The 13,499-nt window shown below is 59.3% G+C and carries 10 protein-coding genes; 7 read left to right on the top strand and 3 right to left on the bottom strand.

The window, feature by feature from the left end; all coding sequences use genetic code 11:
* Window positions 1–26 precede the first annotated feature (26 nt).
* Genes AC1DPR_RS16475 through AC1DPR_RS16455 form a run of 5 tightly spaced genes read left to right on the top strand, consistent with a single transcriptional unit; the run spans window position 27 to window position 5,390 of the window.
* Window positions 27–899 (top strand): branched-chain amino acid ABC transporter permease, encoded by an 873-nt coding sequence (locus AC1DPR_RS16475; protein ID WP_477816738.1) that lies wholly within the window; start codon window positions 27–29, stop codon window positions 897–899.
* 2 nt (window positions 900–901) lie between these two features.
* On the top strand, window positions 902–1,858 hold the full coding sequence (locus tag AC1DPR_RS16470) for a branched-chain amino acid ABC transporter permease (RefSeq protein ID WP_477816794.1): 957 nt from the start codon (window positions 902–904) through the stop codon (window positions 1,856–1,858).
* Window positions 1,855–2,640, top strand: coding sequence for an ABC transporter ATP-binding protein (locus AC1DPR_RS16465; RefSeq protein WP_477816737.1), 786 nt, complete (start codon window positions 1,855–1,857; stop codon window positions 2,638–2,640). Before AC1DPR_RS16470 ends, AC1DPR_RS16465 begins: the two co-directional genes overlap by 4 nt.
* Window positions 2,627–3,328, top strand: a complete 702-nt coding sequence (locus AC1DPR_RS16460) for an ABC transporter ATP-binding protein (protein WP_477816736.1) — start codon at window positions 2,627–2,629, stop codon at window positions 3,326–3,328. Before AC1DPR_RS16465 ends, AC1DPR_RS16460 begins: the two co-directional genes overlap by 14 nt.
* Window positions 3,329–3,332: 4 nt before the next feature.
* Entirely contained in the window at window positions 3,333–5,390 is a 2,058-nt protein-coding gene (locus AC1DPR_RS16455; RefSeq protein ID WP_477816735.1) for a 3-hydroxyacyl-CoA dehydrogenase NAD-binding domain-containing protein, read from the top strand.
* Between the two features lie 36 nt (window positions 5,391–5,426).
* On the opposite strand, the gene AC1DPR_RS16450 is transcribed toward AC1DPR_RS16455, so the two are convergent.
* Window positions 5,427–6,656, bottom strand: a complete 1,230-nt coding sequence (locus AC1DPR_RS16450; RefSeq protein WP_477816793.1) for a hypothetical protein — start codon at window positions 6,654–6,656, stop codon at window positions 5,427–5,429.
* Window positions 6,657–6,836: 180 nt separating this feature from the next.
* Entirely contained in the window at window positions 6,837–10,469 is a 3,633-nt protein-coding gene (locus tag AC1DPR_RS16445) for a hydantoinase B/oxoprolinase family protein (RefSeq protein WP_477816734.1), read from the bottom strand.
* 86 nt (window positions 10,470–10,555) lie between these two features.
* Here AC1DPR_RS16445 and AC1DPR_RS16440 point away from each other — a divergent pair, with 86 nt between their 5' ends.
* Entirely contained in the window at window positions 10,556–11,077 is a 522-nt protein-coding gene (locus AC1DPR_RS16440; protein ID WP_113113223.1) for a winged helix DNA-binding protein, read from the top strand.
* A gap of 21 nt (window positions 11,078–11,098) precedes the next feature.
* Here the strand turns inward: AC1DPR_RS16440 and AC1DPR_RS16435 are convergent, their stop codons facing one another.
* Complete coding sequence (locus AC1DPR_RS16435; protein ID WP_477816733.1) at window positions 11,099–12,235, bottom strand: glycosyltransferase family 2 protein; 1,137 nt, start codon at window positions 12,233–12,235, stop codon at window positions 11,099–11,101.
* On the opposite strand from AC1DPR_RS16435, the gene AC1DPR_RS16430 reads away from it, so the two are divergent.
* Window positions 12,131–13,372 (top strand): WecB/TagA/CpsF family glycosyltransferase, encoded by a 1,242-nt coding sequence (locus tag AC1DPR_RS16430; protein WP_477816732.1) that lies wholly within the window; start codon window positions 12,131–12,133, stop codon window positions 13,370–13,372. The two genes, AC1DPR_RS16435 and AC1DPR_RS16430, sit on opposite strands and share 105 nt — an antisense overlap.
* Window positions 13,373–13,499 lie beyond the last annotated feature (127 nt).

The raw sequence follows: 13,499 nt of genomic DNA, 5'->3' as shown, positions 1-13,499 counted from the left end.
AGGCGCGGTGCAAAGGGAGGCAGCCAATGGCCGAGTTCATGCAATTTCTGCTGTCCGGGGTGACGGTCGGTGCGGTTTACGCGCTGGTGGCCCTCGGCTTCACCATCATCTACAACGCATCCGATGTCGTGAACTTCGCCCAGGGCGAATTCGTCATGCTCGGCGGCATGATCACCGTCTTTTCCTATCAGGCGGGCATTCCTCTGCCGCTGGCGGCGATCCTTGCCATTCTCGTGACGGCGGCGATCGGGGTCGCGCTCAACAAGCTCGCCATCGAGCCCGCGGGCGGTGCCCCCGTGGTGTCCCTGATCATCATCACGATTGGCGCCTCGATCTTCATCCGCGGCCTGACGCAGATCGCCTTCGACAAGCAATTGCATCGCTTCCCCGCCTTCTCGGGCGATACGCCGATCGCAATCGGCGGAGCGACCATCCTGCCGCAGAGCCTGTGGGTCGTTGCCGGCGCGCTGGCAGTCTTCATTGGCCTCTGGCTGTTCTTCACCAAGACGCTCACCGGCCGCGCGGTGCTGGCGACCGCCAATAACCGCATTGCCGCGCAACTGGTCGGCATCAACACGCGCTACATCATGACGCTGAGCTTCGCGCTTTCGGCCGCAATCGGCGCCTTGGCAGGTGTGCTCGTCACGCCGATCACGCTGACCAGCTATGATGTCGGCATCTCGCTGGCGCTCAAGGGCTTTGCCGCTGCCATGCTGGGCGGGATGGGCAACCCCAAGGGAGCACTCGTGGGCGGCCTGCTTCTCGGTGTCCTCGAGGCAATGACCGCCGGCTACATAAGCTCCCAATACAAGGACGCGGCTGCCTTCATCGTGATCCTTGCCGTCCTCTTCGCCATGCCGCAGGGCATCTTTGGCCGCAAAGTCACGGATCGGGTATGACGATGAAGCTCTCCTCGAAAACCATCACGCTGCTTGTGCTGACGCTCGTCGTCGTCGCCCTGCCCTTCCTGTTTCCCTCCTCCTACTATTTCCGCGTCGGCTCGCTGATCTTCGTCAACGGACTTGCGGTGACGGGTCTTGTCATCCTCACCGGATATGCCGGCCAGATCAGCCTCGGCCATGCCGGCTTCGTCGGGATCGGCGGCTACAGCTGTGCGCTTGCGCCTCTTCACATCGGCCTGCATCCAGCCCTCGCCGTCATCCTTGGCGCCGTGCTTTCCGCCCTTGTCGCCTGGCTGGTCGGACGGCCTATCCTCCGGCTGAAGGGATACTACCTGGCCGTCGCAAGTCTCGGACTTGGTGCCTTGGTTGCCATGGTGCTTGCCAATGAAGCGGGATGGACCGGTGGTCCTGACGGCATTGCCGTTGCCGACCTCGGATTGCGGCCGCTCCTGAAGTCACTCGGTCTCGACATGTCGAACCCGGTCTTCTGGTATGCCTTTACCGGTTTCATCATGCTGATCGGCGCCTGGCTCGCACTCAACCTCTTTCACAGCCCGACCGGGCGGGCGTTGCGGGCCCTTCATGGCTCGGAGGTCGCTGCCCGCACCGTCGGCGTCGATGTCGCCAAATACAAGCTGAGAGCCTTCGTGATTTCCGCGGTCTACGCGTCGGTTGCCGGTTCCCTGCTGGCGCTGCAGAACAAGTTCATCACCCCGGATGTTGCCGGCTACATGCATTCGATCGAGCTCGTCACCATGGCGGTTCTTGGTGGTGCGGGTTCTGTTGTCGGGGCGATCCTCGGGGCCGCCATCCTGACGACGCTGCCTCAGGTTTTGACCGTCTTTCAGGAATATGAGCAGCTCGTGCTCGGCCTCATCATGATGCTCGTGATGATCTTCATGCGCGACGGCCTGCTTCCTAGCCTTGCGCGCCTGATCAGAGGGAGGGGAGAATGAGCCTGCTTCAAGTCGAAGGTATCGGGATCGACTTTGGCGGCCTGCGCGCCGTCAATGATGTGAGCTTTTCCCTGAAGGCTGGCGAAATCGTCTCGGTGATCGGACCGAACGGCGCCGGCAAGACGACCCTCTTCAACATGATTTCGGGCGTCTACCTGCCCGGCCGCGGGCGTATCCTGCTCGCAGGGGAGGATGTCACTGGCCTTGGGCCGCATCTGCTCGCCGAACGGGGTCTCTCCCGCACGTTCCAGAACCTGCAGATATTCCAGACGATGACGGTGCTGGAGAATGTCACCGTCGGTCATCACCTGCACGAACGGGGATCAATTCTCGCCGATCTCCTCGGGCTCCCGGGCTCGCGCCTGAGAAGCCAGGCCTCGGAAGCCGGCGCCCGCGAACTGCTTAAGCGTGTTGGCCTTGCCCAGGCAGCCGAGAGAACTGCGGGCTCCTTGTCCTACGGTGCGCTGAAACGGCTGGAGATCGCCCGCGCGCTTGCCCTGCAACCACGTGTGCTGCTTCTCGACGAGCCGGCTGCCGGCTGCAACGCGGTCGAGACGGAGGAGATCGATCACCTGATCGCCGAGGTCGCGGCAGAGGGCGTTTCCATTCTGCTTGTGGAGCACGACATGAAGATGGTGATGCGCATTTCGAACCATATCGTGGTGCTCGATCACGGCGAGAAGATCGCAGAAGGAGAACCGGCATCGGTCGCCCGCAACCCGCGGGTCATCGAAGCCTATCTTGGCGCGCAAGCGGTGGAGGCGGCTGATGTTGACGGTTGAAGGATTGCGCTCTCGCTATGGCCGCATCGAGGTTCTGCACGGCGTTGATCTTGAGGTCGGCTCCGGCGAAATCGTCACCGTGGTGGGTGCGAACGGCGCTGGCAAGACGACGCTTTTGCGTTGCCTTTCCGGCATACAGCCGGTGTCGTCAGGTTCCATTGTGTTTCGCGGCGAGAGCCTGAACAGTGTTCCAGCCTATCGCCGCCCGGCGCGCGGTCTTGCGCAATCGCCCGAGGGGCGGCAGATCTTCACGAACCTCTCCGTCGAGGAAAATCTGCGCCTCGGCGCCTTCCTGTTCTCCGACGACAAGGTCGAACGGGACATGGAGGAGGCATTCGTCATGTTCCCGGTGCTTCGCGAAAAACGCAATCTGGCGGCCGGGGGCCTGTCCGGCGGCCAGCAGCAGATGCTTGCGATTGCCCGTGCCCTGATGGCCCGCCCCTCCTGCCTGCTTCTCGACGAGCCAAGCATGGGACTGGCGCCGATCCTCGTCGCCCAGATCTTCGAGGTGGTGAAGGGCCTGCGTGCGCTCAACGTCACCGTGCTGCTCGTCGAACAGAACGCCTTTGGCGCACTGTCGATTGCCGACCGCGGCTATGTGATGGAGACCGGCCGTATTACAATGTCGGGACCAGCTCAGGACCTGATTGCCGACGAACGAATTCGCGAAGCCTACCTGGGAATTTGACATTATGACCGTGACCATCGAACGAAACGGCGACATTGCCATCGTCACCATCGACAACCCGCCCGTGAACGCCTTGTCGCAGGCAGTGCGGCAGGACCTGTGGAATGCGGCCGAGACGCTGGACGCCGACCCTTCGGTGCGCGCAGTGGTGCTGATCTGCGACGGACGGACGTTCATTGCCGGCGCCGATGTCAACGAATTCGGCAAGCCGCCGATGCCCCCTCACCTTCCCGACCTCGTCGCTCGTATCGAAACAGCAGCCAAGCCGTGGGTTGCCGCAATTCATGGCAGCGCGCTCGGTGGTGGCTTCGAAGTGGCGCTCGGCTGCCGCTTTCGCATAGCCGTGCCGTCGGCAAGCGTCGGGTTGCCCGAAGTCCGCCTCGGCATTGTTCCGGGTGCCGGGGGTACAGTGCGCCTGCCACGGCTGATCGGACCGGCGCTTGCAACCGAGATGATCACAACAGGTACGCCCGTGGCAGCGCCGAAGGCGCGGTCTCAAGGGCTGATCGATGCCGTTGTCGAGGGTGACCTGGAAAAGGGGGCGATCGACTTCGCGCGTTCTGCCGTGGATCAGTCCCTGCCACTTCCGCTCCGCCAGCGCGGCGTGCCGGCCGTCGACGCGACGTTCTGGGAAACGACCTCAAAGGCGGTTGCCAGCCGCGCCAGGCGCGAGGAAGCACCGCTTCGTGCGCTCGCCTGCGTGAGGAAGGCGGCGGAGGCCGATTTCGACACTGCTATGGCCTTCGAGCGCCAGACATTTCTCGAATTGCGCGGCTCACCCCAGGCTGCAGCCTTGCGCCACGTTTTCTTCACCGAGCGGGCAGCACCCCGGCCGCCTGAGCTTGCAGGGGTCGAGCCCCGGAAGATCCGTTCTGCCGCTGTCATCGGCGGCGGCACGATGGGCGCGGGTATCGCGGCTGCACTTCGCGATGCGGGCCTGCCTGTGACGCTTGTGGAACGCGACGAGGCTGCGGTCGAACGCGGCCTCTCCAACCTGCGTTCGATCTTCGAAGGCGCGGCCAAACGCGGCAAGATCAGTCCAGACGTTGCGGCCGAGCGTCTGGCCGGCGTAACAGGAACGACCGACTACAGCCAGCTTTCTGCAACCGACCTGGTCATCGAAGCAGTGTTTGAGGATCTCGACGTGAAGCGCGAGGTCTTCAGCAAGCTTTCGACGGTTTGCCGCGCCGATGCGGTGCTTGCCACCAATACGTCCTACCTCGATCCAGAGCAGATCGCGGCAGGCATCAGGCACCCGGAGCGCTTCCTCGGGTTGCACTTCTTCAGCCCGGCACATGTCATGAAGCTGCTGGAGATCGTACCGACCGCTCATACCGCGCCCGCAACCCTTGCAACGGGCTTTGCACTTGCGAGGATGCTGAACAAGATCCCTGTGCGCGCCGGCATCTGCGATGGCTTTATCGGCAACCGGATCCTGAAAGTCACCCGCGCCCAGGCCGAACGGCTGTTACTGGCGGGCGCGACACCACAGGCGGTCGATGCAGCGATGCGCAGCTTCGGGCTGCCCATGGGGCCCTTCGAGGCCCAGGACCTCGGCGGACTCGACATTGCCGCTTTCCAACGCAAGGCGGCGCGTGCCCGTGGCGAGACCCCCTTCGCTCCAATCGCGGAACGGCTTTGCGCATTGGAACGCTTTGGCCAGAAAAGCGGCGGCGGCTGGTACGACTACGCGAAGGGCGATCGCACGCCCAGACACTCGGAAATCGTCGCCGACATTATTGCCGGGGAAGCACGGGAAACGCCGCAGCGAGGGTGGGATGAAGCCAGCATCACCGACTGCATCGTCCTGCCGATGGTCAACGAGGCCACAAAGATCGTCAAGGAAAAGGTGGCGTTAAGAGCTGAGGACATCGACCTTGTGGAAATCCACGGATATGGCTTCCCGCGCTGGCGCGGCGGTTTGATGCATTATGCTGAACGGCGCGGACTTGCCGAAATCGCCGCAAAACTCGAGGGACTCGCCGCAGAGGGCCTTGCCGAACCGCCGTCTGATCTGCTGCGCAGATACGCTGAAAATGGTCAGTTCGTGTCCACAGACTAATGCCCAGACACCATAGCGCGTAGATATGTCTCGAATCTACGCGATTTCCTTGGGGGAATACCCTCGTTTGCATTGATAGGGCGAAAACGAAACCTTGGTGAGGCCCCAGGGCTCATAGGTCAGTTCAGCCGGTTCGTTCGCGAGGTTCAGGATGATCTTGTATTCGCCGCGATCGGTTTTTATCGAGCAGGCTTCGAAGGGATACGGCAAAGACGCTGGGTCATTGGCCTCGCCACGTACCGACTTCAGGAGAACCCAGGGACGGCGACCGCCTTTGTCTTTATCCATCAGGATGGGTTCAATCTCGTCGATCTGGGCGTGAAGCATCTTGATTTCGCCAACGAGGTTTTCCGGCGTCGCGTCATAGGAAAACTGAGGCGAGAACATGAAGGAGAAGTAGATGAGGCCTGTCGCACCGTGAATGATCGATGACCACGCCTGCAGGCGAAACTCCTCCGGCGTCGTGTCTCTGCCGGAGTCGGCGCTGAATTTAGTGACACCGACGAACGAGAATTGTGGCCGCCCATCGCTCCACCTTAGTAACCGATCGATCGAATGGCCCTGCGGTGTGGAAGTGTAGTCGTCACGATCGATAGTTATATCCTCACCGGTTGCAACAGGATAACTGTCCTGCGCGAGCCAATCGACATAAGGACTGTCAGCGTAGTCACTCATGATTTTTTCGAGGTAAACATTGTTGATGTGGTTTCCGATATGGTTGATCCAGAGGGGCTTTCCACCACTGGACAACTCCCGGGCAACTGCATCGACCTCGGCAGGTGGCACCATCACGTCATAATAGGTAATGCCTGCGCCACCAGGCTTCAGATTTGAGGGCTCGTCGACGAGGGCAATTGCCAGAAGAAAGGGATTGCGAACATCTTGCTCGAATGCCGCGCGATCAATGACTCGGTATTGTTCGTCAACACCTGCTGGAGCACGAACGAAGTAAAGTCCCTGCTTCATTGCCTCGTTCGTCCATGTGATGAAGTTTGCGCCGCCGTTTACCGTGAAGATGGTGTTTACCCCACGGTCGCGCCATTCCCCCATCTTCTCAATGGGTTGCTGGTAGACACCTTTCACAAAAAAAGAAGGTCCAGGRAAAAGTGGGCGCTCATTTGCGCTTGTCGACCTGGTTCTTGTGAATGCCAACGCACCCGTCGCCACCGAAGCCAATGCTGCAAGCTTGAGAGCATCGCGCCGGCCGAGCGAGTTCCAAGATCGTTTCATGCGCATCGATCTTTCCTCCAGTCGACCTGTATCCACCAGCCCCAAAACTGCCTCTTGCGAGCAGCAGGATGGAGCAGGCAAGAACCATTGAGAAGTGCGTCTCTTGAAACGAAGCGTAAGCTTTCCGGCTGACCGCCCAAAGAGGTACCGGCTCCGGCTGCTATAATGAGCGAAAGCGCCAGGCAGGCAATGCGTGCAATCGGTAGCCTGTCTCGGTCAGGGCGTGCCGAAGCCACCTGCGGTGGGTGTCGTAACTGATACGGCCTCGCCCACGTCCAAGACCGTCTGATCGCTAGCCTTCAGCGTGTCAACACGCCCATCCAGACGTCGAACTGTCGTGGATCCAACCTCCCCTTCGCAGCCACCATTGCTACCCTTTGGCGGCCGGTTGCGATGAGACGACAGGATTGCGCATTCCATGCGTTCGAGAAAGCGGATCGTCCGTTTCGTGCCGTCTCCAGCGTTCCATTTTCCCCTACCTCCCGATCCTTGCCTGATATGGAAGTCTTCAAGCAGGACCGGAAAACGGAGTTCAAGTATTTCGGGATCCGTCAGCCGGGAATTGGTCATGTGGGTATGAACACCGGACGTGCCAGCAAATGCGCGCCCATTGTTCATCTGGCCCGCCGGCGACCCCGAGCAGATCGTTTCGTAATACTGATAGCGTTCATTGCCGAAGGTCAGATTGTTCATGGTTCCCTGAGCGTTGGCCATTGCTCCCATGGCCCCGAAAAGCGCATTCGTCACGTGCTGCGAGGTCTCGACGTTGCCGGCCACGACAGCGGCAGGATAAGCGGGCTTCAACATACAGCCGTCTGGAATGACGATTCTGATCGGCCTCAGGCAGCCGGCATTCATCGGGATATTGTCCTCGACCATCACGCGAAAGGCATAGAGCACGGCGGCTCGTGTTACGGGTTCCGGGGCATTGAAATTGTTCTTTTGAACTTTTGACGTGCCGGTGAAATCGACCGTCGCCTCACGCTTGGTCCGGTCAATGGTAATCTTGACCTTGATGATCTGACCGGTGTCAGTGGGATATTCATACTCGGAGGCATCGGGCAGACGTTCGAGGACCCGGCGCACGCTTTCGGCGGCGTTGTCCTGGACATGCCCCATATATGCCTCGACGACCGACAGCCCGAAATGCACAACCATCTTGCGCAACTCCGCCACACCCTTTTCGTTCGATGCTATCTGCGCCTTGATATCACCGATGTTCTGTTGCGGATTGCGGGCAGGATAAGGGTGTCGGGTCAGAAGATCGTAGAGTTCTGTCTCGCGAAACTCCCCCCGATCGACGAGTTTGAAGTTATCGAATAGAATTCCCTCTTCGTCCACCGTTGTAGCAAGCGGCGTCATGGACCCGGGCGCGGTTCCCCCGATGTCTGCATGGTGCCCCCGAGACGCGACATAGAACAGAATGTCCTGTCCGATCTCATCGAAAACAGGCGTCACGACCGTTATGTCAGGCAGGTGGGTGCCACCGTTGTAAGGTGCATTCAATGCGAAAACGTCGCCGGGACGGATCTTGCCCCGGTTCAAATGAATGATGGTCTCGACCGAACGGTCCATTGACCCGAGATGCACTGGCATATGGGGGGCGTTGGCGACGAGCGCCCCGGTACGGTCAAAAACCGCACAAGAGAAATCGAGCCGCTCCTTTATGTTCACCGAGTAAGCGGTGTTCTGCAGCGTCACGCCCATCTGCTCTGCGATCGACATGAAGAGATTGTTGAAGATCTCCAGCATGATCGGATCCGCATCGGTTCCCAATGCCGCGGCGTTTTGCTTCTTCTCGGTCCTTCGCAACAGCACATGATCCTTGGACGTGATCTGCGCTTGCCAGCCCGGCTCTACGACGATGGTCTGATTGGCTTCGATGATTAGCGCCGGGCCGGCGATCGACGCTCCAGGGGTTAGATCAACACGTCGGAAAACACCCGCATCCTGCCATGAACCTTCAACGAAGACATTCCGGGTTTCGCGCGGAGCGGCAACTCGGCTGTCTACTGTTCTGTCGCTCTCATCATGCGTGGCACTGCTCCTGTCACTTCCTTCAACGCCCACCGAGTCCACGACAATTGTCTTTGCGTCATAGATGAAACCGAACTGCGCCTTGTGAGCTCCTTCAAAATCGCTCTTTGCGCGGTCAACCGATCCTTCTTCGAAATTCACCGGCAGCGTCGTATCGGTTCCGTCATAGCGTATGTGCAAGACGGACCTGAAATCGATCGCGTTTTCTGCAACCCCTTGAGCCATTAGTTCCCCAGCGACCTCACGGCTAAGGGAAGCGATCAACGCGTTAATCTCGGTTTTGACTTGTTCGGCCAACGGCTGCAGGAATGCTTGCTGGCGGGAGGCAAACACGGTCGAAAGCCCCATACCGTATGCCGACAAGAGGCCCGAATACGGGTGGATGAGGACGGCCGACATGCCAAGCGCATCTGCCACAAGACAGGCATGTTGGCCGCCGGCGCCACCGAAGCAGTTCAACAGGTAGCCAGTGACGTCATAGCCACGCTGGACCGAAATCTTCTTGATCGCATTCGCCATGTTCTCGACGGCGATCTTGACGAACCCTTCAGCCACGCTTTCAGGGGTAAGCTCGCTGCCCGCCTCGGCGGCAAGGATCTCAAATTTCTCGCGGACAACTGCCACATCGAGCGGCTCGTCCTGGTTCGGGCCGAAAATCGCCGGGAACAGGTCCGGCTGCAACTTTCCCAACATGACGTTTGCGTCGGTCACCGCCAGATCACCACCCCGGCGATAGCAGGCCGGGCCAGGATTGGCACCCGCAGAGTCCGGGCCGACGCGAAAGCGACCGGCCTCAAAGTGAAGGATCGAGCCACCACCTGCCGCGACGGTATGGATTCGCATCATCGGCGCACGGACACGCACGCCCGCAACTTCGGTGTCAAACGCACGCTCATACTCGCCGTCGTAGTGAGCAACATCGGTTGACGTACCGCCCATGTCGAAACCAATGACCTTGTCGAAGCCTGCCAGTTTGGCGGTTTCCACCATTCCGACCACGCCACCCGCCGGCCCTGACAGAAGCGCGTCCTTGCCCTGAAACAGGTCAGCCGCGGTTAATCCGCCGGATGACATCATGAACTTTAGTCGCGGCGCGCTGTCGTTTGACTTGTCGATGCCGAGTTCGGCAGCGACCTGCTGTACGTAGCGCGACAGAATCGGAGAAAGATAGGCGTCAACGACGGTCGTATCCCCTCGTCCAACGAGCTTGACCAGGGGAGAGACCTGATGGCTGACGGAGATTTGTCGAAATCCAATTGCTTTGCAGAGGTCGGCAATCGCTTCCTCGTGCCGTGGATACCTCCAGGAGTGCATGAAGACGATAGCGACCGCATCGATCCCGTCGGATTTGGCCCTTTCGATCTTGTCCTTCACTGTCGCGAGGTCGAGTTCAGCCTCGATGGAGCCGTCCGCGCGAACTCGCTCGTCAACCTCAATGACCCGTTCATAGAGCTGCTCAGGAAGAATGATCTCCTTTGCGAAAATATCGGGTCGCGCCTGATAGGCGATCTGCAGGGCATCGCGAAACCCTTTGGTGATGAGAAGGAGAACCCTGTCCCCCTTGCGTTCAAGAAGGGCGTTCGTGGCAACTGTCGTACCCATTCGAATATCGCCAATGCGCTGGAACGGGATTGCTGCTTCCTTCCGGATGCCCAAAAGATCGCGAATGCCTTGAATGGCCGCATCGCGATATGCTTCCGGGTTTTCCGACAGTAGCTTGCGGGCGTGGAGACTGCCATCGTCAGCGCGCCCGATTACGTCCGTAAAGGTGCCGCCACGATCGATCCAGAAATCCCAGGCTCCATCACTCATTGCCACCACCTTTGCAGCTCTTTCTAAACAATCCAATTTGCTGTAATTTGCCGATAAAATATCGATAAATCGTGAGTGACGCAAATATGAAAAGTGGCAAGCATTCCATCGGGCCAGTCGTGTCGGCGTCTCATCTTGCAGAGGGGGCGATGCCGTCGCTGTCGGAGATGGAATTTGCACTGACTGTTGCCGGGAATGCCTTTCAGCGGTGGATCATCAGATGCATGGCCGCAGCAGGCGCGCCGGGCCTTCAGTCCACCGACGTCCTCATCCTGCATGCCGCCAATCATCGCAGCCGCGAGAAAACCCTCGCCGACATCGCCGTCATGTTCAACATAGAAGACACGCATGTCGTGACCTATGCGGTCAAGAAGCTGCAATCCCTTGGCCTGGTCGAAAGCGGCCGCCGCGGCAAGGAAAAGACCATACGTGTCACCGACGAGGGAGAAAGGATCTGCCGGCGTTACCATGAAGTGCGCGAAGCACTTCTGGTCTCTGCAGTGACGTCGTTGGCACTCGATGAAGACGCTGTCAGCCAGTTCGCGGCGCTGATGCGGCTCCTTTCCGGTCAGTACGATCAAGCTGCGCGTAGTGCCGTCAGTCTATAAGACGATGTGCGATAACGATGGTCAGCCTGTATGGTCCCGTTTTTCCCGGTCGGTCCGCACCCAGACGTCGTTTCTGACCGCCATGTTGGGATAGAGCCTGATCTTTGACATGGCATAGAGTGGCACCTGCACCAGGTTCCGCAACGGAAGAACGGAACGGCCATGTACGGCCCACGCAAGGCCAGCAGAACACAAGAGCATCATCGAACTTAATAGCGCAACCGCAAAGGGTAGCGTTGGACCACCGATCAAGGCCAGCAAGCCTGAGGTCAACGTCATTGCAAACGTCGCAACACCGAGAAGCGTGAGGGGTGGCACAAGAATATCGAGGAGCAGGACCATATAGCCGAACTTCGTCCAGTTTGCTGGCTGTATGACAGCTTTGCTCGCATGGAATATCATCGAAAGATGGCCACTCTCCCACCGCCTGCGCTGCGTCTCCGTGCCTTCTTTTGAGTGAGGGAAGTAACTCGTTACCAGCGCCTGCGGGCAGAACCGTGCGGTATGCCCCTGTCGTGCCAGGTCGAGGCTGAACTTCACGTCTTCAACCTGATGGCTGCTTGCCAGCCTCGCATCCTCGAGCAGCGACCAGGGCAGTGCCATGCCGGTTCCCATGAGTGGACAGGGCAAACCAAGTCGCAAGAGTCCGAGAGGACGAACATGATTCTTGACCAGATAGGCAAATTCCGCGGCCGCGAGTTTGTGACCTGAACCCTGAGGGGCAATTTGAAGGTTGAGAGCTTGTGCGGGACGTCTATTTGTCGCGACAGAGCTCACCAGATGATCCAATGCTCCACTGCCAATGCGGCAATCGGCGTCTATGACGACGACAATTTTCGGTGGCGTTTGGCTTAAATATCGAATGCCCGCGTCCAGGGCGTACCCCTTCCCCCGCTCAAGCCGGTTTTGCCGCTCGACAACCTCTGCTCCCTCGGTGCGGGCGATATCAGCCGTATTGTCGCTGCAGTTATCGGCAACGACGACGAGCCGATCGCCCTGCCTCATTTCCCGCCTGATATTGCGAACAGTCTCGGCGATGCCGGAACTTTCGTCATGTGCCGGGACAAGAACCGCTACTGCGGGTCGGATCGCTATGGCCGCTGCCGAGGCTTTGCCTGCAAACAAGCTTCCAGCCAGGCATTCGATCGCAAACACCATGATCGGAACAGCAAGCAGGAAAGACAAGATCGCGGCGGCGAACAGTATTGCCATATACAACAAAGTATTCCCCTTTACGCGCCATCATGTTCTCCAACATTATCACGTATTGCTCCATTTACCCCACCGTCACGACGTAGTTCTTTCTGCGTAATTCTTTCTGGTGACATCCGATCCGCCGCCTCCTCGCGAATACGCCCAATTGCTGAACGCGGGAGAATTGCGCCCATACGGCGATCTCGTAGTCTGCAAATCGAGCACAAAATCAAATGCTTGGCTCACACGCTACCGCAATCGGAAAAGCACTCTTTCGCCAACTCAATGTGTACGGGGAAGATCATGCCGATATTGGACAGTCCTCTCACTCGAAATGTTCCTGTCGGTCGACGGAATCGTCATTACTTTCTTGGCGCGCCGTTCGATAACATCGGTCAGGATGCGGCCGTCAGGCTTGTCACGGATAGCGATGGCTCGACTAGATTCCGCTACATCGTGACACCCAACGTTGATCACGTGGTTCGCCTTAGCGGAAACCGCAAGCTTGCTCCATACTACGACGAAGCCTGGATGTCGCTCTGCGACAGCAGGCCGATTTCGACCCTGTCGCGCGCCGTTTCGCTCGGCCTGCCTCTTGTCACAGGCTCGGACCTGACCGCGCGACTGTTCAAAACGGTGATCAAGGACGGCGACCTGATAACCTTGATCGCTGCCAACCCTCAGATCGTGCGCGACATGGAGAGCGCCTATCCAAGAGTTCGCTTCAGAAGCATGGTGCCTCCACCGGGCGTCTTGCATAATCCCCCTGCGCTGCAGGCATGCGTCGACTTCGTTGCCGCAGAGAAGGCTCGATTCGTGTTCATCGCGATCGGGTGCCCGCAATCGGAAAAAATCGCTCACGCCCTCGCTCAGCGACCGGACGCGTGTGGGGTTGGATTATGCATCGGAGCCTCATTGGAATTTCTCGTTGGTGCACAAAGGCGTGCGCCTCTATGGATGCGCCGCGCGGGGATGGAATGGGCACACCGGCTGGCGTCCGACCCCAAGAGGCTCTGGCGGCGATACGCGTTTGCGGTGGCGCCGCTCACCCAGCTCTTTGTGAGGGAACTCGTTACCCGCGCCCGGAAGCATCCTTCATAATTCGGCAAAAGGACGGCGGCATTCAACGACGCCCGCCCCGGCAACTCCGGTTTCCTGCGCCCTACACTGCCGGCCAATTGCCGCATTGAGGTTTGCGAGAATCTGCCGTAGAGCTTCTTGCCAACTG

The organism is Rhizobium sp. 01T417 (assembly GCF_056398905.1).
Note: the sequence above shows the minus strand (reverse complement) of the source record. Positions and strands in the feature narration are given on the sequence as shown.

Coding starts and splice junctions, on each gene's coding strand:
- AC1DPR_RS16470 (WP_477816794.1), top strand. CDS start 902: ATGAAGCTCTCCTCGAAAACCATCACGCTGCTTGTGCTGACGCTCGTC.
- AC1DPR_RS16465 (WP_477816737.1), top strand. CDS start 1,855: ATGAGCCTGCTTCAAGTCGAAGGTATCGGGATCGACTTTGGCGGCCTG.
- AC1DPR_RS16435 (WP_477816733.1), bottom strand. CDS start 12,235: ATGGTGTTTGCGATCGAATGCCTGGCTGGAAGCTTGTTTGCAGGCAAA.
- AC1DPR_RS16460 (WP_477816736.1), top strand. CDS start 2,627: ATGTTGACGGTTGAAGGATTGCGCTCTCGCTATGGCCGCATCGAGGTT.
- AC1DPR_RS16455 (WP_477816735.1), top strand. CDS start 3,333: ATGACCGTGACCATCGAACGAAACGGCGACATTGCCATCGTCACCATC.
- AC1DPR_RS16445 (WP_477816734.1), bottom strand. CDS start 10,469: ATGAGTGATGGAGCCTGGGATTTCTGGATCGATCGTGGCGGCACCTTT.
- AC1DPR_RS16430 (WP_477816732.1), top strand. CDS start 12,131: ATGTGCCGGGACAAGAACCGCTACTGCGGGTCGGATCGCTATGGCCGC.
- AC1DPR_RS16475 (WP_477816738.1), top strand. CDS start 27: ATGGCCGAGTTCATGCAATTTCTGCTGTCCGGGGTGACGGTCGGTGCG.
- AC1DPR_RS16440 (WP_113113223.1), top strand. CDS start 10,556: ATGAAAAGTGGCAAGCATTCCATCGGGCCAGTCGTGTCGGCGTCTCAT.